Genomic DNA, 21,530 nt, shown 5'->3' with positions numbered 1-21,530 from the left:
CGTTTAGCGGATACGCTTGGCCGCGGGCTCCGGCACCAGCTCGCCATTGAGGCGACGGTCGAGGTAATCCTCGCATTCCGTCATCAGGGTCTCGACCTGACCGTTGAAGAAGTGGTTGGCGCTGGGAACGGTCCTGTGCGTAATCAGGATGCCCTTCTGCGCCTTCAGCTTTTCGACGAGCCCGTTCACGTCCTTCTCCGGCGCGACCTTGTCGGCGTCGCCATTGATGATCAGGCCCGACGACGGGCAGGGTGCCAGGAACGAGAAGTCATAGATGTTGGGCTGCGGCGCAACCGCCATGAAACCTTCGATTTCCGGCCGGCGCATCAGAAGCTGCATGCCGATCCAGGCACCGAACGAATAGCCGGCGACCCAGCAGCTCTTCGAGTCCGGATGCAGGCTCTGCACCCAATCGAGCGCCGAGGCCGCATCGGAGAGCTCGCCGGCACCATGGTCGAACTCGCCTTGGCTGCGGCCGATGCCGCGGAAATTGAACCGCAAGGTCGTGAAGCCGCGCTTCTGGAACATGTAGAAGAGCTGGTAGACGATCTGGTTGTTCATCGTGCCGCCGAACTGCGGATGCGGATGCAGGATGATGGCGATCGGTGCGCTCTTCTGCTTCGAAGGCTGATAGCGTCCCTCGAGACGACCGGCCGGTCCGTTGAAGATGATTTCGGGCATTGGTTCTCCGGGAACGTTTCTGGCTCAAATCGCCGTTCTTGATACCGATCTGTCTTGACGAAAGCAGTCAGCTTTTCTAGAACGCACTTTAGAACCGTTCAAAACTTCGATGCGGGCACTCCGCCCCGTTCGTCCGTCTCATAGGACAAGCGGCGCGGAAAATACAAGAAAAATGCAACGGCATCGATGCAGGGATTGAACCGTCAACTCTAGCGAAGGACGCAATGCCGGAATCGCGCATATACCTGGACTGGAATGCAACGGCGCCGCTTCTGCCCGAAGCGCGTGATGCTTTCCTGTCGGCGCTCGGTGCAGTCGGCAACCCTTCGTCCGTGCACGGCGAGGGACGGGCGGTTCGGGGCCTGATCGAGAGCGCGCGCCGTGACGTCGCGGCGCTTTGCGGCGCTCAGGCTTCCTCGGTGATATTCACCAGCGGCGCCACGGAGGCGGCCAACATGGTTTTGACGCCGGATTTCCGCATGGGGCGCACGCCGCTGAAGCTAGGCAGGCTCTATGTTTCGGCGATCGAGCATCCGGCGGTGCGCGAGGGCGGACGTTTCGCCCGGGAGAATGTTTGCGAAGTGCCTGTCACGGGCGATGGTGTCGTCGATTGCGCCGCGCTCGAGTCGTTGCTTTCGGCACATGATCGCCAGACCGGCCTGCCGATAGTGGCGGTGATGCTTGCCAACAACGAGACGGGTATTATCCAGCCGATCGCCGAAGTTTCCGCGATCGTGCGTGCCCACGGCGGGCTGTTGGTCGTCGATGCCGTCCAGGCCGCCGGCCGCCTGCCGCTGTCCATCGAGAGCCTGGGAGCCGATTTCCTCATCATCTCCTCGCACAAGATCGGCGGCCCGAAAGGGGGCGGCGCGCTCGTCGCCCGTGGCGAGGTGATGATGCCTCAGCCGCTCATCCGCGGCGGCGGTCAGGAAAAGGGCCATCGCTCGGGTACCGAGAACGCGGCCGCGCTCGTCGGCTTCGCGGCGGCTGCCCGTGTGGTTGCCGACAATCTGGAGGACCGCACGGCCGCGATTGCCGCGCTGCGCGATCGGCTTGAAGCCCAGATGCGGGAAAGTGCGCCGGACGTGGTCATCCATGGTCGGAACGCCTTGCGGATCGCCAACACGTCTTTCTTCACGCTGCCGGGACTGAAGGCCGAGACCGGCCAGATTGCCTTCGATCTCGAAGGCGTGGCCCTCTCGGCAGGCTCTGCGTGCTCTTCCGGCAAGGTTGGACAGAGTCATGTGCTGACGGCGATGGGTTATGATCCGCGGCAGGGCGCCCTGCGTCTTTCGATCGGCGCTTCCACGACGCAAGCGGAGATCGAACGCTGTGCGGCGGTGTTCGCGAAAGTGGCGGCGCGGCGCCGCTCGACCGGGCAGGCCGCGTGAACGCGGAAAGCCTTGAACGAAATTGCGGAAAAGCAATTTTCCGCTTGGCAAACGGGGTGAAAACCGCCTTTTAGCCATTACATAAGCGGTGCGTACATATTGCACCGCATTGACAAGCCGCCGGACCTTGGATCCGGCGAGATTGGAGAGCGACATGCCTGCCGTGCAGGAAACCATTGATCAGGTCCGCCAGATCGACGTGGACCAGTACAAATACGGATTCGAGACGAAGATCGAGATGGACAAGGCGCCGAAAGGCCTGTCCGAGGATATCATCCGTTTGATCTCCGCCAAGAAGAATGAGCCGGAATGGATGCTCGAATGGCGGCTGGAAGCCTATCAGCGTTGGCTCACGATGGACGAGCCGAGCTGGGCACGTGTCCGCTATCCGAAGATCGACTTCAACGAGATTCACTACTATGCCGCGCCGAAGGGCACGACCGGGCCGAAATCGCTCGACGAGGTCGATCCGGAGCTGCTCAAGGTCTATGAGAAGCTCGGCATCCCGCTGAAGGAGCAGGAGATTCTCGCCGGCGTCGAGAAGACGAGGATCGCCGTCGACGCGGTGTTCGATTCCGTCTCCGTCGTCACCACCTTCAAGGAAGAGCTGAAGAAGGCCGGCGTGATCTTCATGTCGATCTCGGAGGCGATGCGGGAGCATCCGGATCTGGTGCGGAAGTATCTCGGCACGGTCGTTCCGCAGTCGGACAACTTCTATGCAACGCTGAACGCCGCCGTCTTCACCGATGGCTCCTTCGTCTACGTGCCGAAGGGTGTCCGGTGCCCGATGGAGCTTTCGACCTACTTCCGCATCAACGAGAAGAACACCGGCCAGTTCGAGCGTACGCTGATCATTGCCGACGAAGGCGCCTATGTCTCCTACCTCGAAGGCTGCACGGCGCCGCAGCGCGACGAGAACCAGCTTCACGCCGCAGTCGTCGAGCTGATCGCGCTCGATGACGCCGAGATCAAGTACTCGACGGTGCAGAACTGGTATCCCGGCGACAAGCACGGCAAGGGCGGCATCTACAATTTCGTCACCAAGCGTGGCGATTGCCGCGGCAAGAACTCGAAGATCTCCTGGACCCAGGTCGAGACCGGTTCGGCGATCACCTGGAAATATCCATCCTGCATCCTGCGTGGCGACGGTTCGCGCGGCGAATTCTACTCGATCGCCGTGTCCAACGGCCACCAGCAGGTCGACTCCGGCACCAAGATGATCCACCTCGGCAAGAACACGTCGAGCCGCATCATCTCAAAGGGCATTGCCGCCGGCGTCTCGGACAACACCTATCGCGGCCAGGTCTCGGCGCACCGCAAGGCGGAGAACGCCCGCAACTTCACCCAGTGCGACTCGCTGCTGATCGGCGACAAGTGCGGCGCCCATACGGTGCCCTATATCGAGGCGAAGAACTCGACCGCACAGTTCGAGCACGAGGCGACGACGTCGAAAATCTCCGAGGACCAGCTGTTCTACTGCCTGCAGCGCGGCATCCCGGAAGAACAGGCGATCGCGCTGATTGTCAGTGGCTTCGTCAAGGAAGTCATTCAGGAACTGCCGATGGAATTCGCCGTCGAGGCGCAGAAGCTGATCGGCATCTCGCTGGAAGGCTCCGTCGGCTGAGGCCTGGGACTGATTATTGAACCGGCGCGCTGGACCTGCGCGCGAAAACTATTCGTTTCCCAAGAGGACGATTTGAAATGCTTGAAATCAAGAACCTGCATGCACGCATCGCCGAAGACGGCACTGAGATCATCCGCGGCCTGGACCTGACCGTGAAGGCCGGCGAGGTCGCCGCCATCATGGGCCCGAACGGCTCCGGCAAGTCGACGCTCTCCTACATCCTTTCCGGGCGCGAAGACTATGAAGTGACCGAGGGCGACATCCTTTATAACGGCGAAAGCATTCTTGAGCTCGACGCTTCGGAGCGTGCGGCCAAGGGCATCTTCCTCGCCTTCCAGTATCCGGTCGAGATCCCGGGTGTCGCCACCATGCAGTTCCTGAAGGTGGCGATGAACGAACAGCGCAAGTATCGCGGCGAAGACGAGCTGACGACGCCGGAATTCATGCGCCGCGTCAAGGAAGCCGCCGCCGAGCTGAAGATCGCGCCGGAAATGCTGCGCCGTCCGGTGAATGTCGGCTTTTCGGGCGGTGAAAAGAAGCGTGCGGAAATCCTGCAGATGGCGCTGCTTGAGCCTAAGCTCTGCATCCTCGATGAAACCGATTCCGGGCTCGACATCGACGCGCTGAAGGTCGTCGCCGATGGCGTCAATGCGCTGCGTTCGCCGGATCGCGCCGTCGTCGTCATCACGCACTACCAGCGCCTGCTCGACTACATCATTCCGGACACGGTCCATGTTCTCTACAAGGGCCAGGTCATCAAGTCGGGCGACAAGGCGCTGGCGCACGAACTCGAAGCAAACGGTTACGCGGATATCATCGAGGCGGCAGCCTGACGCCTGTTGAAGGAGTGTTCGAATGAATATGCAACAGGCGATCAAGATGACTGCAGCCGAAACGGCGCTCGTCGATGCCTACACCGCCCAGATCGGCGATTTGCCGGGCGATGGGGCGGTGCTGTCGCTACGCGATACGCTGGTACACGAGCTGAAGACGGCCGGCCTGCCGACGCGGCGCGTCGAGTCCTGGCACTATACGGATCTGCGGACGCTGCTGCGCGCGGTGCCTTCCGCCGATCCGTCGGCCTTTGCCGACCGGGTCGATCCCATCGTCCCAGGCTCGTCGGTGCTTTCGGTGCGCAACGGCCAGGCTGACCTCAAGAGCCTTCCCGAAGGCGTAACGGCGCGCTCCTATACCGAGAGTCTGCTCGACGGTTCGGCGGTCGCCGGTCTTGCCGTGCTCGGCTCCGACGATGCGATCGGCCGGATCAATGGCGGACTCGTCGGTGGCGGCCTCGAAATCGCGCTTGCAGAAGGCGCCGAGTTCGAGGCACCGCTGGAAATCCAGATCGCACAAAGCCACGGCCAAGCCCATACCCGCTTTCCGGTGTCGTTCGGTGCCGGTTCCAAGGCGACTGTGATCGAACGGCATCTGTCGACGAACGGGGATGCGAGCTTCGTTTCCTCTGTAACCGACCTGACACTTGCCGAAGGCGCCGACGTAATCTGGATCATCCTGCAGCAGCAGGGCCCGGCCGACACCCATCTCGGCCAGATCCGTTTTGATCTCGGCAAGGATGCGAAGCTGCATCTCGTCGTCATCAACGCCGGCGGCAAGCTTGTGCGCCAGGAACTCCACGGCAAGGCGAGCGGCGAGGGAGCCGACTTGACGCTGCGCGGCATCAACCTGCTCGGCGGGGACAGCCACACGGACGTGACGTTTACGCTTAGTCACGACGTGCCACACACGACCTCGACCGAGATCATCCGAAACGTCGTTTTCGATCGGGCAAAGGGTGTGTTCCAGGGCAAGATCCTCGTCGCGAAGGATGCACAGAAGACCGACGCGAAAATGTCGTGCAACACGTTGCTCTTGTCCGACGAAGGCGATTTCTCCGCAAAGCCTGAGCTCGAGATCTTCGCCGACGATGTCCAGTGCGGTCACGGTGCAACGGTCATCGATATCGATCATACGCAGCTGTTCTACCTGCTTTCTCGCGGCATTCCGGAGAACAAGGCACGCGCGATGCTCGTCAACGCCTTCGTTGCCGAGATCGTCGAGGAGTTGGAAGCTGACGAGGCGCTGGTCGAGGCGCTCGAAGGCGTGATCTCGGCCTGGCTCGCAAAACACGCCTGATTGGACGAAAGACATGGAACATACTGTGCCGATGCCGGCCTATGATGTCGAAGCGATCAGGAGGGATTTCCCGATCCTTTCGCGGACGGTCTATGGCAAGCCGCTTGTTTATCTCGACAACGGCGCATCGGCACAGAAGCCGCAGCTCGTCATCGATGCGATTGCGCATGCCTATTCCAATGAATATGCAAATGTGCATCGCGGCTTGCATTTCCTCTCCAATGCCGCGACGGACGCCTATGAGGGCGCCCGCGAAAAGGTGCGCCGCTTCCTGAACGCACCATCGGTCGAAAACATCGTCTTCACCAAGTCCTCGACGGAGGCGATCAACACGGTCGCCTACGGCTACGGCATGCCGCATCTCGGCGAGGGCGACGAGATCGTCATCTCCATCATGGAGCACCACTCCAACATCGTACCCTGGCACTTCATCCGTGAACGGCAGGGCGCAAAGCTCGTCTGGGCACCGGTCGATGACGATGGCGCGTTCCATATCGAAGATTTCGTCAAGTGCCTGACCGAGCGGACGAAGCTCATCGCCATCACGCATATGTCGAATGCGCTGGGCACGGTCGTTCCCGTCAAGGAGATCTGCCGCATCGCCCGCGAGCGCGGCATTCCGGTGCTTGTCGATGGCAGCCAGGGCGCGGTGCACATGCCGGTCGACGTCCAGGACATCGACTGCGACTGGTATGTGATGACCGGACATAAGCTCTACGGTCCGTCCGGCGTCGGCGTGCTCTACGGCAAGACGGATCGGCTTAAAGAGATGCGGCCCTTCATGGGCGGCGGCGAGATGATCGAGGAAGTGACCGAGGATCGCGTCACCTATAACGATCCGCCGCACCGTTTCGAGGCCGGCACGCCGCCGATCGTCCAGGCGATCGGGCTCGGCTACGCGCTGGACTACATGGAAAAGGTCGGCCGCGAGGCGATCAGGGCGCACGAGGCGGACCTGACGGCCTATGCCCGGGAACGCCTGTCGAGCGTGAATTCGCTCCGCGTCTTCGGCGATGCGCCAGGCAAGGGCAGCATCTTCGCCTTCGAGATCGCCGGCATTCATGCCCATGACGTTTCGATGGTGATCGATCGTGCCGGCATCGCCGTCAGGGCGGGGACCCATTGTGCGCAGCCGCTCTTGAAACGTTTCGGCGTCACCTCCACATGCCGTGCGTCTTTCGGCCTTTACAATACCCGGGCCGAAGTCGACGCTCTGGCGGACGCGCTCGAACACGCGCGCAAGTTCTTTGCCTAAACAGACGCTCTAAGGCGTCTGTTTAGGCCATTGTTTTGTTGCAGGTTCTTGCCGCAAAAGTATGAGACACTTTCGCGAAGCCTGCTGAAGGAGGCAGACATGAGTCTCGAGGAAACGGGAGAGAAGGTCGATGTCCGCGAAGGCATCGTGCACTCGGCCATTCCCGCCGAGGAACTGGCACGTCTCAGCGACGACATCATCGCCGCACTGAAGACGGTCTACGACCCGGAAATTCCGGCCGATATCTTCGAACTTGGTCTCATCTACAAGATCGACATCGAAGACGATCGCATGGTGAAGATCGACATGACGCTAACTGCCCCCGGTTGCCCCGTTGCCGGCGAGATGCCGGGCTGGGTCGAAAACGCCGTCGGTGCCGTAGAGGGTATTTCTGGCGTCGAGGTAACGATGACCTTCGATCCGCCATGGACGCCGGACCGCATGTCGGAAGAGGCGCAGGTAGCGCTCGGCTGGTACTGAGCCGGTACGCCGCATATTGATCCGTTAACATACGGGCACTACATTGGATTCTGGAAAGCGCCGGGCCTTGAACCCGGTGACAAGAAGGAGATGGAGCCGATGGGCTTTGCCGTAATGAGTCTGACCGATGCCGCCGCCGGCCGCGTGCAGTCGATCGTCGAGAATGCCGGCGGCGATGCAAAGGGCATTCGGGTCAGCATCAAGAAGGGCGGCTGCGCCGGCATGGAATATGCCGTCGACCTCGTGACCGAAGCGAATGCCAAGGACGATCTGATCGAACATCAAGGGGCCAAGGTCTGGGTGGCTCCCGAGGCCGTGCTCTATCTGCTCGGCACCCAGATGGATTTCGAAGTCACAGCCTTGCGTTCGGGCTTCACCTTCAAGAACCCGAATCAGACGTCTGCCTGCGGCTGTGGCGAATCGGTCGAGCTGAAGCCCGCCGACCTGGCGGCACTTGCGGCCGAGGGCAACGCGGTCGTTCGCGCGAATTAATTTTGCACGGCTCTAACAGCAAAGGCCCGGCTTTCGCCGGGCCTTTTGCATTGTAAGCAAAGTAAACCTCCACCTCCGGTGGAGGACTGGACGAGTTCTACATCTTGATTGAGAGACCTCCGTGCTTGGACCGCTAGGCTGGCCGAGACATAGAACGGAGGTTTTATGGATGAACGATCGCAATCACACGCGACGTGGGACTGCAAATACCATGTGGTCTTTTCAAGTAAGTACCGAACGAAACGGCTTTACGGTGACGTACGGCGTGAATTGGGTGACCTTTTGCATAGGCTTGCTCTGCAAAAGGATTGCCGGATCGAGGAAGGGCACCTTATGCCCGACCATGTGCATATGCTGATCTCGATCCCGCCGAAGTACTCGGTGTCGCACATTGTCGGCTTCCTGAAGGGCAAGACAGCCCTTTACGTGGCCAACAAATATGCCCGCAAGCGACGCTACAAAGGCTATCACTTTTGGGCCCGTGGGTACTTCGTCTCGGCTATGATGAGCAGGTCGTCAGACGATATATCCGTAATCAAGAAAAGGCCGACAAAGCTTCCGACTTTGCCGACCTCTTTAACCGTAGCTACTAACTTATAGCAAAACCGCTTCTAGCGGTTCAAGCGCAGCGTTTCAAACCTCCACCTCTGGTGGAGGTCATGACTTTCAGCAGCATGCGTGGGGCGTGCCTAAGACACGCCCGTACTTCACTCGGCTGCTTCTGCGTAGCTTTCGATCGGCGGGCAGGTGCAGATGAGATTGCGGTCGCCATAGACATTGTCGACGCGGTTGACCGGTGACCAGTACTTGTCGACGCGGAAGGCGCCCGGCGGGAAGCAGGCCTGTTCGCGCGAATAGGGCCTGTTCCAGTCGCCGACGAGGTCTTCCACCGTGTGCGGCGCGTTCTTCAGCGGATTGTTGACCTTGTCCATCCGGCCCTCCTCGATGGCGCGGGCTTCCTCGCGGATTGCCAGCATCGCATCGCAGAAGCGGTCGATTTCGGCCTTGGTTTCCGATTCCGTCGGCTCGATCATCAGCGTGCCGGCCACCGGCCAGCTCATCGTCGGTGCGTGGAAGCCACAGTCGATCAACCGCTTGGCGATATCGTCGACCGTCACGCCGGCGCTTTCGGCGAGCGGCCGCGTATCGATGATGCACTCATGCGCGACGCGTCCCTTGGTCGACTTGTAGAGCACGTCATAGGCACCCTTCAGCCGCGCGGCGATATAGTTGGCGTTGAGGATCGCGACCTTGGTTGCCTGCGTCAGGCCTTCGCCGCCCATCATCAGGCAGTAGCTCCAGGAGATCGGCAGGATCGAGGCCGAGCCGAAGGGAGCCGCGGAAACCGCGCCGTCATGATTTTCCGTTTCCGGGTGGCCAGGCAGGAAGGGGGCCAGATGCGCCTTGACGCCGATCGGTCCCATGCCGGGGCCACCGCCGCCATGCGGGATGCAGAAGGTCTTGTGTAGATTCAGGTGGCTGACGTCAGAGCCGATGTCGCCCGGGCGGGAAAGTCCGACCATGGCGTTCATGTTGGCGCCATCCAGGTAGACCTGGCCGCCATGCTTGTGGACGATCTCGCAGACCTCGCGCACGTTCTCCTCGAACACGCCATGCGTCGAGGGATAGGTGATCATGCAGCAGGAGAGCGTGTCGGCATATTGCTCCGCCTTGGCGCGAAAATCGTCCATGTCGATCTCGCCGATGTCGCTCACCTTGACGACGACCACCTTCATTCCCGCCATGTGCGCCGAGGCCGGATTGGTTCCGTGCGCCGATGTCGGAATCAGGCAGACGTCGCGATGGGCGTTGCCGTTGGCGATATGATAGGCGCGGATTACCAGGAGGCCGGCATATTCGCCCTGCGCACCCGAATTCGGCTGCATCGAGATCGCGTCATAGCCGGTGATGGCGCAGAGCTTTTCCGACAGATCCTCGATCAGATGCTGGTAGCCGCGCGCCTGGTCCACCGGCACGAAGGGATGGATCTCCGAAAATTCCGGCCAGGTGATCGGCAGCATCTCCGCCGTCGCATTGAGCTTCATCGTGCAGGAGCCAAGCGGGATCATCGCCCGGTCGAGCGCCAGATCGCGGTCGGCGAGGCGGCGAATGTAGCGCGTCATCTCGCTTTCGGCGCGGTTCATGTGGAAGATCGGATGGGTGAGATAGTCGCTGGTGCGCAAGAGCGCCTCCGGCAGCCGGTAGTCCGGCTCGAACTCCTCGACCTTGAAGTCGCCGCCGAAGGCGCGCCAGACGGCCTCAAGCGTGACCGGGCGGGAGCGTTCGTCGAGGCTGATGCCGATCTTGGTATTGCCGATCTTGCGAAGGTTCACCTCCTCGGCGACCGCGGTCTTCAGGATGATGCCCTGCAGCTTGCCGACATCGACCGTGATCGTGTCGAAAAACACATCCGGCTCCACCGTATAGCCAAGCTTTTCCAGACCCATCGCCAGGCGCACCGTCTTCTGGTGGACGCTCTGCGCAATCGCCTTGATGCCTTTGGGTCCATGGAAGACGGCATACATCGACGCCATCACGGCAAGCAGCACCTGCGCGGTGCAGATGTTCGACGTCGCCTTTTCGCGGCGGATGTGCTGTTCGCGCGTCTGCAGCGAAAGGCGGTAGGCCCGGTTGCCGCGTGCGTCCACGGAGACGCCGACAAGCCGTCCGGGCATGGAACGCTTATGGGCATCCTTCACCGCCATATAGGCGGCATGCGGCCCGCCATGGCCGACCGGAACGCCGAAACGCTGCGTCGAACCGATGGCAATGTCGGCGCCCATTTCTCCCGGGGATTTCAACAGGGCAAGCGCCAGCGGATCGGCGGCGACGGCCGCGATCGCACCCTGTTCGTGCAGCCTGGCGATCAGTTCGGAGAAATCGCGGACATGACCGTAGGTGCCCGGATACTGGAAGATCGCGCCGAAGACGCCGGCGGCATCCAGATCCGAGGGGTCGCCGATGACGAGCTGCCAGCCGAGCGGCTCGGCGCGGGTCTTCAAAAGCGCGATTGTCTGCGGATGGCAATTCTCGTCGACGAAGAAGGCCTTCGCCTTGGACTTGGCGACGCGTTCCGCCATCGCCATCGCTTCGGCCGCGGCCGTCGCCTCGTCGAGCAGCGAGGCATTCGCGACATCAAGCCCGGTCAGGTCGCAGACCATCGTCTGGTAGTTGAGCAACGCTTCGAGCCGACCCTGGCTGATTTCCGGCTGGTAGGGCGTATAGGCCGTGTACCAGGCCGGATTTTCCAGGATGTTGCGCTGGATAACCGGGGGCGTGATCGTGCCGTAATAGCCCTGGCCGATCAGCGAAACGAGCTTTTCGTTGCGATTGGCGGTTTCGCGCAGCTTGTCGAGCGCTTCTCGCTCGGTCATCGGCGCGCCCCAGGAAAGCGGCGTCTTCTGGCGGATGGAAGCCGGAACGGTGTCGTCGATGAGCGCATCGAGGCTCGGATAGCCGACGGTCTTCAGCATCTCTTCCATTTCGGTCGGCGAGGGGCCGATATGGCGTCGATTGGCGAAATCGTAGGGCTTGTAGTCGGTAAAGGTGAAGTCCTTGGGCATGCTCATCAGCCGACAAGCTCCTTGTAGGCTGCTTCGTCGAGAAGACCATCGGCGGAGCGCGGATCGGCAAGCTTCAGTTTGAAGAACCAGGCAGCCCCCTGCGGATCGCTGTTGACGAGCGACGGGTCGTCGACGATCGCCTGATTGATCTCGACGATCTCACCGTCGAGCGGACAATAGACGTCGGAAGCGGCCTTCACCGATTCGACGGTGGCAGCCGAATCGCCCTTGGAGAAGGTCGCGCCGGTTTCCGGCAGTTCCACGAAGACCAGATCGCCGAGCTGGCCGGCTGCGTGTTCGGTGATGCCGACTGTCGCAACGCCGCCCTCGACCTTCAGCCACTCGTGTTCCTCGGTAAATTTCAGCATGCGCGCTCTCTCCTGATCAGCGTTTGTAAGTCTGTTTGACGAAGGGAAGGGCGGAAACCGTGACGGGCAGGTATTTGCCACGCACTTCCGCAAAAATCTGTGTGCCGTTCCCGGCATGGGCGGTTTCGACGTAACCCATGGCAACCGGGCAATCGACGCTCGGTCCGAAGCCGCCGGAGGTCACGGAGCCGATCGGCGCCGTGCCGTCCGCATCGGCGAAAAGCTTGGCGCCGCCACGGACAGGCGCTCGTCCTTCCGGCCTCAGGCCGACGCGACGGCGGCTGGTTCCGCCTGCAAATTCCGCGAGGATGCGTTCGGCGCCGGGGAAGCCGCCGGCGCGCTCGCCGCCGGCACGGCGGCTCTTCTGGATGGCCCATTCGAGCGCCGCTTCGACCGGCGTCGTTCCGGTGTCGATATCGTTGCCATAAAGACAGAGACCCGCCTCGAGGCGAAGCGAATCACGTGCGCCGAGACCGATCGCCAGCACGTCCGGATGCTCGAGCAGGCGCTGCGTCACGTCCACCGCCGACGCGGTGGGAATGGAAATTTCGAATCCATCCTCGCCCGTATAGCCGGAGCGGGAAATGATGCAGCCGACGTCGTGGAGGTCCGCCTCCGCCACATCCATGAAGCGCATCGAGGCGACATCCGCCCAAAGCTCGCAAAGCACCGCTTCGGCGTGGGGGCCCTGAAGCGCGATGAGCGCGCGGTCGTCGAGCAGCGTGACATCGCAGCTGTCGCCAAGCCCTTCCTTCAGGTGCGCGTAGTCGGCGTCCTTGCAGGCGGCGTTGACGACGAGGAAGAGATGGTCGCCGCGATTGGTAATCATCAGGTCGTCGAGAATGCCGCCGTCCGGATTGGTGAAAAGCCCGTAGCGCTGGCGTCCTTCGGCAAGGCTCAACACATCGACCGGCACGAGCCTTTCGAGCGCCAGGGCGGCATCGCCGATCCGGCCGGATTTCGGGCGGATGATGATCTGCCCCATGTGCGACACGTCGAAGAGGCCTGCGGCGGCCCGCGTGTGCAGATGTTCCTTGAGCACGCCGTCTGCGTATTGAACCGGCATTTCATAGCCGGCGAACGGCACCATGCGGGCACCGAGCGAAAGGTGCAGGGCATGCAAAGGCGTATGAATCAAGCGGGAGTTACTTTCCAAGTCCGGCCTCCAGGTCTGGCGCATGGCGCGCCGGCTCACACTACCGGCGTCAAACGCCGACAAATTCGAGCCCCCTCTGTCCGTTTGCCTGAGATTGTTATCCCTTCGGCGAGCGTAACCGCTTCTCTCCAGAGTCCTACCGGCACCTTGCTGGTCCTTTGGCCTGAGAGTTTCCGGGGCGGTTGCTCCTTCGGCACCGGATCGAACCGGTTTCTCCCAACAAGATCGTCTCCAGATAACGGCGAAGGCCGGATTTTGGCAAGGGCGAATGTCGCGATGGAACATATTTTTGTCGCCATGGCTTCATCGCCGCTCTCCTGTGGGCCTGCGGCAAATCGGCCTTTGCATTTGCCGTCGGTTGTGGCTAACGAAGAGACGACAAAGAGGCGATGATGATCGGGCAACGGGACAGATGGCGGATTGCGGTGCGGCTGCTTGCCGCCATTGCGCTCGTTCTGCTCTCCTTTGCCCACAAACCCTCTCTTGCTCTGCGGGCAGACGCGGCGCTTGCAGCCGAATATCGTCTACCCGACGGCAGCTACGCGGAAATCTGCTTCGGCACCGACGGTGTCGACCACCAGGGCGAAAAATCGCCTGCAATTGCGCCGATTTGTGAAGTCTGCCGGCTTGCAGCGTCTGTGCTCGTCCCTGAACCGCCGCAGGCAAGTGTGCCGGCCGACGCCGGCAACTGGCGCGCCGAGCAGCCTTTGACCGAAATTCAGGTCGCGCCGGCGCCCTTGCGGCTTTTGCCGCCGCCGCGCGGGCCGCCAATCCTGTCGTAACGCTCTCCAAGACTCGAAGTTCATCGCGCCGCTTGGCGGCATTGACCACGAAGCCCGTGTCTTACGGTGCGTGGTCCGGAGATTACGACATGACCAAGACCAGAATTACCCTGCTTACCGCCGGCCTGACGCTCGCTGCCGCCGGCATGGCCCATGCGCATGCAACCTTTGAGCTCGATAACACGCCGAGCGAAGAGACCTTCAAGGCAATCCTGCAGGTTCCGCATGGCTGCGACGGCAAGCCGACCACCGAGGTGCAGGTGAAGTTGCCGGAAGGCTTCGTCTTTGCCAAGCCGCAGCCGAAGCCCGGCTGGGAGCTGGAAATCATCAAGGGCGACTACCAGAAGACCTATGACAATCACGGAACCAAGGTTTCCTCCGGTCCGGTTGAAATCCGCTGGAAGGGCGGCAATCTATCGGACGAATTTTACGACACCTTCGTCATCCGCGGCAAAGTCTCGGGCTTCGACAAGGAAACGGTACTTGCCTTCCCGACCACGCAGCTTTGCGGCTCCGATGCAAAGGTCGTCTGGGATGAGGTTCCGGCCCCTGGAGAGGACGCCCATGCGCTCGAACATCCGGCACCGACCATCACCGTGACACCTGCAAGCGAAGAGCATGCCCATGGGGGGCATGGCACGCATCAGGCCGCGACCGGTCCCGTCGAGGTCGGCGATCTCGAAATCTCGGGCGGTGCGGCGAAGGCGATGCTGCCGGGCGCAAAGGTCGGCGGTGGCGGCTTTGCCGTCAAGAATACCGGGAGTGCCGACGACCGACTGATCGCGGTCGAAAGCCCCGCGGCCGGCCGCGTCGAAATACATGAAATGGCGATGGAAAACGATGTCATGAAGATGCGCAAGCTCGGCGACGGCATCGTCATTCCGGCGGGCGAGACCGTGGAATTGAAGAGCGGCGGCTTGCATCTGATGTTCATGGAGGTGCAGAAGCCGTTCGCCGAGGGCGACACTGTGCCCGTCACGCTCACCTTCGAGAAGGCCGGAAAGCTCGACTATGTCCTGCCGGTCGGCTCTGCCGGCGGTGAAGCCGCCGGCCACAAGCACAAGTAAGCCGTTTACTGTATGGAGTGGGTCTGGTTGGACCCGCTCCAATCATGCTCCTTGGATGAACTCGTCGAGCATGGCTGCAATTTCGTCGCCGCTCTCGCCTTCATCGGCGAGCGCTTCGTCCTGCTGATCGCCCCCGCGATCGTCGCTTTGCTCCTCCTGCATGAATTCGAGGTAACGGCGCAAAGTCTCCGCCTCACTCTCCTGCGGCGGGCGCTGTTCAGCGCTGATCAGCATCAGCGCCAGGGGAAGGGCACCCTTCGTCCTGGAAATCGCCGGCGCAAGGGCAGACGGCTCCTGCGGCCGTGCCGAGAGCAACGTAATGGCTTCATCGGCCGGACCGTCGCCGCGCACACGCGCGGACGGCTTGACGGCCTCTGCCGCGTAAGCTGCCGTCGTCGCGGAAACGGTAACGACCTGTGTCACACTGTTCGCCCTGAATACATTCCTCCTTTTTCTCTGCCACACTTTGATTTGCGGGCCGGTGAAGCAAGGCGGTCGGATTTTATTTGAATCCGAGCGTTTTCCGGGCTCGGCGACCCGGCGAATGGGGCTCAAAGAACCGGGCAGCAGAGGTGGAAAGGGCAAGTAGTCCAATGGGCTGTGCGCATGTCTTGGCGAGACGACCGTCCTCTTTCGGTGGTCTATCCCGCCGGTTGAGCGAGATGTACAATCACAGCTTGATGAAGAGAACCGGCGCAGATCCGCGCCGCTGAAGGAGCATAGGGGAACTCGGTCAGGAAGGACGGGACCATGCGTGCTGTGCTGCTGCTGCTGCTGCTGATTGTATTTTCTACTCTCGCTGGGTGCTCGCAAACGGGAAGAACCTCCGTTTCCAGCAACCCCTATACGCCCGGATCGGGGGACTACTACACGGGCATCGTGCCGCCGACGCAGTTCTAGAAGGTCGTCCAGAATCTGCGACAGGTAACAAAGAGCAGACGGCCCGCCGTCGGCAAGTCCTTGGCCGACCGACACGCTACGTTGTAGAGAGCACAGAGAAGGGAATTGATCCTTCGCGAAGGCCGGAATATCAATGGCCGTCAATCCTTTAGGAAAGGGGCCGAGATCCATGCGCAGGATCCTATTGTTGCTCGTACTCGCAACGCTCACGGCATGCTCGCAGACCGTCCACGTCGGCGGAGAAGGCGAGTATTACCAGGGCATCGTCCCGCCGCGGTGACGGGACTACCAAACGGGTCCCCTTCGCATCGACGCGGCAGCCGGCGATAAAACACAAAGGGCGCTCGACCCTTTCGGGGAGCGCCCTTTGAACCCCGGAAGACGCGAAGGCGCTCGACAAAATTGCCGGCGCACGGTCCTCGATACGGGTGATGACGGATAAATGGGGACGGTCGGCCGGATTTCAAGGGATCAATCCGGGCAGCGTTTCGTGCAAACTGCTTAAAAGCGCTTTTTCAGGAAATAGCGGGGAATGGCGCCCTGTCCGCCCTCGAGTTCGCCGAAGAGCTCGAAGCCGAGCTTCTCGTAGAAGGGACGGGCCTGGAATTCGAATGTGTCCAGCCACAGGCCGATATAGCCCCGTGCTCTGGCGAGCTTTTCCGCCTCCTCCATCAGTCGCCGCCCGAGGCCCTGGCCGCGATATTGGTCCGGGACGGCGAGATATCTGATGAACGCCCATCCATAGCCATCCGTCGCATAGAGCCCGCCGACGGCGGCGCGCGTTTGCGGATCACGGATGATGACGGCAAAACCGGGCAGGTCGGCCATGCCGCTATTGGCATTGTTGTAGGCGTCGAGCGTCGCAACGATGGCGCGGACATCGTCAGGGTCGGGGTTATCGGGAATGATGTCGAGGATGGGAGCGGGCACGTTTCAATCCCGACTGTCTGGAGGTGTCGGCTGAACCGGCGATCACCAGACACCACGCGGGTGTCCGATGAAGCTCGGCGGTTAGTAGGCCATGCGCACGCCGCCCGGACTCGCGGCGCTGAAGTCGGGAACGGGGTTTGGTCCGTACCATTGAGCGTAAGTTGTATTGCCGGCACCGCCAGTGCTGGCGCATCCTGACAGGGCCACGACCGCCAATGCGGCTGCGATCAGACGTTTGAGGGGCATGGAATCTCCGATTCTTGATTCGTCTAGCGAGAGCAAATTGCGGCATCCGCAAATGTCAGTCCATCGGATCTACGTGCCGTTCGGTCCGAGATTCCCTTGCCTCCAACATTGTCGCTCTCCCCCACAACGGCTGGTGGCGGTAGTTTCTGAATTGTTGCCTTCGATCTTTCCGGGCAGTTGCCTGCCCGGACGTGTGCAATTCTAAGATTGGTTTCTCAACTGCTGCAGCAGCAGCAGCTAAATCCATACTCAGCTGCACCCGCTCGTAGCACCACACGTGTCGCACTTCTCGCACGTACCGTTCCGCACCATCGTGAAGTTCTGGCACTCGGAGCACATGTTGCCGGTGTAGCCCTGCATGATGGAGCGGGCGCGGCGTTCCGCTTCGACCTTCTTGGCGTCGCTCTTGGCAGAGGCGGCTTCCGCTGCGGCCCTGTCGGAGAACAGAGCGGTTACTTCCTGTTCGACTTCGTCCGCGATCTCCTCGGCAAGCTCGGCGGCGCGCTCCTCATAGTCGCGCTTGAAGGCGACGACTTCCGAGGTTGCAGCAGCGGTTGCCGGCTCGAGTTTGCGGACGGCATTGCCGGCGATCGAGGTCACCGTGGCGCCGCCCGAGGCGCGGGCCGGAGCGCCGGTCGAGGCCCCCTTCGGCTCCGAGCGGTCGCCCGTGCCGCCGACGACCGTCGGCTTGTAGCCGCGCGTCCAGCCGGTCGAGACGAGGTTGGTCTTGCCTTCCTGGATGCCGCGGCCGAGCGCCGTGTTGCTGAAGTCGGAGGTGTCGACATGGGCGAGGTCGTGGCGGCCGAGATAGGAAACGGCGAGTTCGCGGAACACGTAGTCGAGGATCGACGTGGCGTTCTTGATCGCGTCATTGCCCTGGACCATGCCGGCCGGCTCGAATTTGGTGAAGGTGAAGGCCTCCACATATTCCTCGAGCGGCACGCCATATTGCAGGCCGAGCGAGATGGCGATGGCGAAGTTGTTCATCATCGCCCGGAAGGCGGCGCCTTCCTTGTGCATGTCGATGAAAATCTCGCCGAGGCGGCCGTCGCCGAACTCGCCGGTGCGCAAGTAGACCTTGTGGCCGCCGACGATCGCCTTCTGGGTATAGCCCTGACGGCGGTTCGGCAGCTTTTCACGGGCGCGGATGACCTTTTCGATGACGCGCTCGACGATCTTCTCGGTGACGGCGACGGCCTGAGCGGCCGTCGGCGCCTGCAGCAGTTCCTCGATCGCCTCCTCGTCCTCCTCGTCCTCGATCAGCGAGGCGTTCAGCGGCTGCGACAGCTTGGAGCCATCGCGATAGAGGGCGTTGGCCTTCAGCGCCAGCTTCCAGGAGAGCATGTAGGCGTTTTTGCAATCCTCGACGGTCGCCTCGTTCGGCATGTTGATCGTCTTGGAGATCGCGCCCGAGATGAACGGCTGGGCAGCCGCCATCATGCGGATATGGCTTTCGACCGAAAGGTAGCGCTTACCGATCTTGCCGCAGGGATTGGCGCAATCGAAGACCGGCAGGTGCTCGGCCCTCAGGAACGGCGCGCCTTCGAGCGTCATCGCACCGCAGACGTGAATGTTGGCGGCTTCGATGTCCTTCCTGGAGAAGCCCAGGTGTTCGAGCAGGTTGAAGTCCATCGCGGCGAGCTGCTCGTCGCTGACCTTCAGCGTGCCCTTGAGGAAGTCGGCACCGAGTGTCCATTGGTTGAAGACGAACTTGATGTCGAAGGCGGACTTCAGCGCCGCATTGACGGCATCGACCTTCTCGTCGGTAAAGCCCTTGGCCTTAAGCGTTGTCGGGTTGATAGCCGGCGCCTGGTTGAGGTTGCCGTGTCCGACGGCATAGGCCTCGATCTCGGCGATCTGGCTTTCCGAATAGCCAAGCGTGCGCAGCGCCTCCGGGACGGCCCGGTTGATGATCTTGAAGTAGCCGCCGCCGGCCAGCTTCTTGAATTTCACCAGCGCGAAATCGGGCTCGATGCCGGTGGTGTCGCAATCCATGACGAGGCCGATCGTGCCGGTCGGCGCGATCACGGTCGCCTGGGCGTTGCGATAGCCGTGCTTCTCGCCAAGTTCGACGGCCTTGTCCCAGGCGCTCTGGGCATGGGCGATCAGGTCCTGGTCCGGGCAATCGGCGTGGATGAGGGCGACCGGGTTGACCGACAAGCCCTCATAGCCGGCGGTTTCGCCATGGGCTGCCAGGCGGTGGTTGCGCATGACGCGCAGCATGTTGTCGCGGTTCGGCGCAAAGCCGGGGAAGGGGCCGAGCTTGGCCGAGATCTCCGCCGAAGTCGCATAGGCAACGCCGGTCATGATCGCGGTCAGCGCACCGGCGATGGCACGGCCTTCGGCCGAGTCATAGGGAATGCCGGTCGACATCAGCAGGCCGCCGATATTGGCGTAGCCGAGGCCGAGCGTGCGGTATTCATAGGAGAGTTCGGCGATCTCGCGCGACGGGAACTGCGCCATCATCACCGAGACTTCGAGAACGACAGTCCATAGACGGACCGCATGCTCGTAGTCGGCAATGTTGATCCGCTTGGTGGCGGCATCCTTGAATTGCATCAGGTTCAAGGATGCGAGGTTGCAGGCCGTGTCGTCGAGGAACATGTATTCCGAGCACGGGTTCGAGGCGCGGATCGGGCCTGCCGCCGGGCAGGTGTGCCAGTCGTTCATCGTCGTGTTGAAGTGCAGGCCCGGATCGGCTGACGCCCAGGCCGCATAGGAGATCGACTCCCAGAGATCGCGGGCCTTCAGCGTCTTCATGACGCGGCCGTCCTTGCGGGCCGTCAGGTGCCAATCGCCATCCGCCTCGACAGCGCGCAGGAAGTCGTCCTTGATCGAGACGGAATTGTTGGAGTTCTGGCCGGAAACAGTGAGGTAGGCCTCTGAATCCCAGTCCGTGTCATAGGTCTTGAACTGAATGTCCTTGTAGCCCTGGCGGGCGAACTGGATGACGCGCTTGACGTAGTTTTCCGGCACCAGCGCCTGCTTGGCGGCGCGGATCTCGCGCTTCAGCGCCGGGTTCTGCTTCGGGTCGAAGCAGGCATCGTCGCTGCCGTCGCAATTGACGCAGGCTTTCATGATCGCCTTCAGGTGCTTGGCGACGATTTTCGAGCCGGTGACGAGAGCCGCGACCTTCTGCTCTTCCTTGACCTTCCAGTTGATGTATTCCTCGATATCCGGATGGTCGATGTCGACAACAACCATCTTGGCGGCGCGGCGCGTCGTGCCGCCCGACTTGATGGCGCCGGCGGCGCGGTCGCCGATCTTCAGGAAGCTCATCAGGCCGGAGGACTTGCCGCCGCCCGAGAGCTTTTCACCCTCGGCGCGCAGATGCGAGAAGTTGGAGCCGGTACCCGAGCCGTATTTGAAGAGGCGCGCCTCGCGCACCCACAGATCCATGATGCCGCCCTCGTTGACGAGGTCGTCGCCGACCGACTGGATGAAGCAGGCATGCGGCTGCGGGTGCTCGTAGGCCGACTTCGACTTCGTCAGCTTCCCAGTGAAAGGGTCGACATAGAAATGACCCTGGCCGGGACCGTCAATGCCATAGGCCCAGTGCAGGCCGGTGTTGAACCATTGTGGCGAGTTCGGCGCGACGCGCTGGGTGGCGAGCATATAGGCAAGCTCGTCGCGGAAGGCGCTGGCGTCCTCTTCCGTTTCGAAATAGCCGCCCTTCCAGCCCCAGTAGGCCCAGGTGCCGGCCAGCCGATCGAAAACCTGCCGGGCGTCGGTTTCGGAACCGTATTGTTCCTCCTTCGGCAGCGCCTTCAGTGCTTCGGTGTCGGGAACCGAGCGCCACAGGAAGGAGGGCACGTCGTTCTCCTCGACGCGCTTCAGCTTGGCCGGCACGCCTGCCTTGCGGAAATATTTCTGCGCGAGAATGTCGGCGGCAACCTGGGAGAATTGCGCCGGCACGTCGATATCCGCCAGGCGGAAGACGATCGACCCGTCCGGGTTCTTGATCTCGCTCGTCGCCTTGCGGAATTCTATCTCGGCGTAGGCCGATTGCCCTGCCTTCGTGAACCGACGTTCGATCTTCATTGTCCCGTCCTTTGTTGTCATGCGCCAGGGCGCAGTTAACCCCGCCAGGCCGTGAGGTCTCCCGCAGCCAGCTTCAGCTTCCGTTCGCTAGAGGAAACCCAAACCCGGGTCTCCAGTATCTTGTGGTGATGCTGGCTGCAAACACTAAATATAGTATTAACAGGTTCTTTACGCCAGCCTGAATGTCGTTTCGGCGACCCAAAAAATCGCGCAAAATTCCTGCCGCGGCCACGCGGGGTCATCCGCTTCAGCCACATGCCAGAACCGACGATTTGGGGGATGAACCGGTCTCTTCATTTCCCGGTCCGCCGCCGTCGCAACGTGCAACCCATTAACCGTGAATCGCCTTGGGGCGTCAAGGGGTGGTTTGTGACGGAATTTTGAGCGCTATATCTTGTGTGGATCGACTGTGGAAAACGGG

General features: G+C 61.7%; 18 protein-coding genes, 1 pseudogene and 1 riboswitch. Of the genes and pseudogenes, 11 read left to right on the top strand and 8 right to left on the bottom strand.

All coding sequences use genetic code 11. The features are described from left to right. Positions 1–3: 3 nt before the first annotated feature. A complete protein-coding gene (locus tag N181_RS09840) occupies positions 4–681 on the bottom strand; it encodes an alpha/beta hydrolase (RefSeq protein ID WP_014328403.1) in 678 nt (225 codons plus the stop codon). A 224-nt stretch (positions 682–905) separates the two neighbouring features. On the opposite strand from N181_RS09840, the gene N181_RS09835 reads away from it, so the two are divergent. From N181_RS09835 to tnpA, 8 genes and pseudogenes are all read left to right on the top strand, one after another. Further along, entirely contained in the window at positions 906–2,072 is a 1,167-nt protein-coding gene (locus tag N181_RS09835; protein ID WP_037435944.1) for a cysteine desulfurase family protein, read from the top strand. A gap of 154 nt (positions 2,073–2,226) precedes the next feature. Then, the gene (sufB, locus tag N181_RS09830) at positions 2,227–3,696 is read left to right on the top strand and encodes a Fe-S cluster assembly protein SufB (RefSeq protein ID WP_014328405.1); all 1,470 of its coding nucleotides are present in this window, start codon (positions 2,227–2,229) and stop codon (positions 3,694–3,696) included. Positions 3,697–3,773: 77 nt separating this feature from the next. After that, entirely contained in the window at positions 3,774–4,529 is a 756-nt protein-coding gene (gene sufC, locus N181_RS09825; protein ID WP_014328406.1) for a Fe-S cluster assembly ATPase SufC, read from the top strand. Between the two features lie 22 nt (positions 4,530–4,551). Then, positions 4,552–5,829: a Fe-S cluster assembly protein SufD gene (gene sufD / locus N181_RS09820; RefSeq protein ID WP_014328407.1), complete on the top strand. Its 1,278-nt coding sequence runs from the start codon at positions 4,552–4,554 to the stop codon at positions 5,827–5,829. Positions 5,830–5,842: 13 nt separating this feature from the next. Continuing rightward, a complete protein-coding gene (locus N181_RS09815; protein ID WP_037393009.1) occupies positions 5,843–7,084 on the top strand; it encodes a cysteine desulfurase in 1,242 nt (413 codons plus the stop codon). Between the two features lie 99 nt (positions 7,085–7,183). Next, entirely contained in the window at positions 7,184–7,564 is a 381-nt protein-coding gene (locus tag N181_RS09810; RefSeq protein WP_014328409.1) for an SUF system Fe-S cluster assembly protein, read from the top strand. 99 nt (positions 7,565–7,663) lie between these two features. Next, positions 7,664–8,056, top strand: coding sequence for a Fe-S cluster assembly scaffold SufA (gene sufA, locus N181_RS09805; RefSeq protein ID WP_037393057.1), 393 nt, complete (start codon positions 7,664–7,666; stop codon positions 8,054–8,056). 165 nt (positions 8,057–8,221) lie between these two features. Continuing rightward, positions 8,222–8,649 (top strand): annotated as a pseudogene (gene tnpA / locus N181_RS09800) (IS200/IS605 family transposase). 114 nt (positions 8,650–8,763) lie between these two features. Here the strand turns inward: tnpA and gcvP are convergent. From gcvP to gcvT, 3 genes are read right to left on the bottom strand one after another with little or no spacing between them, the layout of a single operon-like run. Further along, a complete protein-coding gene (gcvP, locus tag N181_RS09795; RefSeq protein ID WP_037393011.1) occupies positions 8,764–11,625 on the bottom strand; it encodes an aminomethyl-transferring glycine dehydrogenase in 2,862 nt (953 codons plus the stop codon). Then, positions 11,625–11,987 (bottom strand): glycine cleavage system protein GcvH, encoded by a 363-nt coding sequence (gene gcvH / locus N181_RS09790; RefSeq protein WP_037393013.1) that lies wholly within the window; start codon positions 11,985–11,987, stop codon positions 11,625–11,627. The genes gcvP and gcvH overlap by 1 nt, the downstream gene beginning before the upstream one ends. 16 nt (positions 11,988–12,003) lie before the next feature. Continuing rightward, on the bottom strand, positions 12,004–13,143 hold the full coding sequence (gene gcvT / locus N181_RS09785) for a glycine cleavage system aminomethyltransferase GcvT (protein ID WP_037393059.1): 1,140 nt from the start codon (positions 13,141–13,143) through the stop codon (positions 12,004–12,006). Positions 13,144–13,284: 141 nt separating this feature from the next. Continuing rightward, a riboswitch (glycine riboswitch) is annotated at positions 13,285–13,372 on the bottom strand. 163 nt (positions 13,373–13,535) lie between these two features. Here gcvT and N181_RS09780 point away from each other — a divergent pair. Both N181_RS09780 and N181_RS09775 read left to right on the top strand, forming a co-directional pair. Beyond that, the gene (locus tag N181_RS09780; RefSeq protein ID WP_037393061.1) at positions 13,536–13,925 is read left to right on the top strand and encodes a hypothetical protein; all 390 of its coding nucleotides are present in this window, start codon (positions 13,536–13,538) and stop codon (positions 13,923–13,925) included. An 89-nt stretch (positions 13,926–14,014) separates the two neighbouring features. Next, on the top strand, positions 14,015–14,992 hold the full coding sequence (locus N181_RS09775; RefSeq protein ID WP_037393015.1) for a DUF1775 domain-containing protein: 978 nt from the start codon (positions 14,015–14,017) through the stop codon (positions 14,990–14,992). A 42-nt stretch (positions 14,993–15,034) separates the two neighbouring features. Here N181_RS09775 and N181_RS33705 read toward each other — a convergent pair whose 3' ends face one another. Further along, positions 15,035–15,415, bottom strand: coding sequence for a hypothetical protein (locus N181_RS33705; RefSeq protein WP_014328417.1), 381 nt, complete (start codon positions 15,413–15,415; stop codon positions 15,035–15,037). Between the two features lie 327 nt (positions 15,416–15,742). On the opposite strand from N181_RS33705, the gene N181_RS33040 reads away from it, so the two are divergent. Next, entirely contained in the window at positions 15,743–15,892 is a 150-nt protein-coding gene (locus N181_RS33040) for a hypothetical protein (protein WP_153452019.1), read from the top strand. 501 nt (positions 15,893–16,393) lie between these two features. On the opposite strand, the gene N181_RS09765 is transcribed toward N181_RS33040, so the two are convergent. The 3 genes from N181_RS09765 to N181_RS09760 all read right to left on the bottom strand — a co-directional run bounded on the left by N181_RS09765 (position 16,394) and on the right by N181_RS09760 (position 21,109). Then, complete coding sequence (locus tag N181_RS09765) at positions 16,394–16,822, bottom strand: GNAT family N-acetyltransferase (RefSeq protein ID WP_037393017.1); 429 nt, start codon at positions 16,820–16,822, stop codon at positions 16,394–16,396. Between the two features lie 81 nt (positions 16,823–16,903). Then, the gene (locus N181_RS34005; protein WP_014328419.1) at positions 16,904–17,068 is read right to left on the bottom strand and encodes a hypothetical protein; all 165 of its coding nucleotides are present in this window, start codon (positions 17,066–17,068) and stop codon (positions 16,904–16,906) included. 249 nt (positions 17,069–17,317) lie between these two features. Then, positions 17,318–21,109: a vitamin B12-dependent ribonucleotide reductase gene (locus N181_RS09760; protein ID WP_037397623.1), complete on the bottom strand. Its 3,792-nt coding sequence runs from the start codon at positions 21,107–21,109 to the stop codon at positions 17,318–17,320. Positions 21,110–21,530 lie beyond the last annotated feature (421 nt).

The sequence above is a fragment of the Sinorhizobium fredii USDA 205 genome (genome assembly GCF_001461695.1).
GTDB classification, from domain to species: Bacteria; Pseudomonadota; Alphaproteobacteria; order Rhizobiales; family Rhizobiaceae; genus Sinorhizobium; species Sinorhizobium fredii.
Note: the sequence above shows the minus strand (reverse complement) of the source record. Positions and strands in the feature narration are given on the sequence as shown.

Bases quoted from the DNA above. Each gene is read 5' to 3' on its own strand.
- N181_RS09810 (WP_014328409.1), top strand. From the start codon at position 7,184: ATGAGTCTCGAGGAAACGGGAGAGAAGGTCGATGTCCGCGAAGGCATC.
- gcvP (WP_037393011.1), bottom strand. From the start codon at position 11,625: ATGAGCATGCCCAAGGACTTCACCTTTACCGACTACAAGCCCTACGAT.
- sufC (WP_014328406.1), top strand. From the start codon at position 3,774: ATGCTTGAAATCAAGAACCTGCATGCACGCATCGCCGAAGACGGCACT.
- N181_RS33040 (WP_153452019.1), top strand. From the start codon at position 15,743: ATGCGTGCTGTGCTGCTGCTGCTGCTGCTGATTGTATTTTCTACTCTC.
- N181_RS09780 (WP_037393061.1), top strand. From the start codon at position 13,536: ATGATCGGGCAACGGGACAGATGGCGGATTGCGGTGCGGCTGCTTGCC.
- sufB (WP_014328405.1), top strand. From the start codon at position 2,227: ATGCCTGCCGTGCAGGAAACCATTGATCAGGTCCGCCAGATCGACGTG.
- N181_RS09775 (WP_037393015.1), top strand. From the start codon at position 14,015: ATGACCAAGACCAGAATTACCCTGCTTACCGCCGGCCTGACGCTCGCT.
- N181_RS09840 (WP_014328403.1), bottom strand. From the start codon at position 681: ATGCCCGAAATCATCTTCAACGGACCGGCCGGTCGTCTCGAGGGACGC.
- gcvH (WP_037393013.1), bottom strand. From the start codon at position 11,987: ATGCTGAAATTTACCGAGGAACACGAGTGGCTGAAGGTCGAGGGCGGC.
- N181_RS34005 (WP_014328419.1), bottom strand. From the start codon at position 17,068: ATGCCCCTCAAACGTCTGATCGCAGCCGCATTGGCGGTCGTGGCCCTG.
- N181_RS09815 (WP_037393009.1), top strand. From the start codon at position 5,843: ATGGAACATACTGTGCCGATGCCGGCCTATGATGTCGAAGCGATCAGG.
- sufA (WP_037393057.1), top strand. From the start codon at position 7,664: ATGGGCTTTGCCGTAATGAGTCTGACCGATGCCGCCGCCGGCCGCGTG.
- N181_RS09760 (WP_037397623.1), bottom strand. From the start codon at position 21,109: ATGAAGATCGAACGTCGGTTCACGAAGGCAGGGCAATCGGCCTACGCC.
- sufD (WP_014328407.1), top strand. From the start codon at position 4,552: ATGAATATGCAACAGGCGATCAAGATGACTGCAGCCGAAACGGCGCTC.
- N181_RS09835 (WP_037435944.1), top strand. From the start codon at position 906: ATGCCGGAATCGCGCATATACCTGGACTGGAATGCAACGGCGCCGCTT.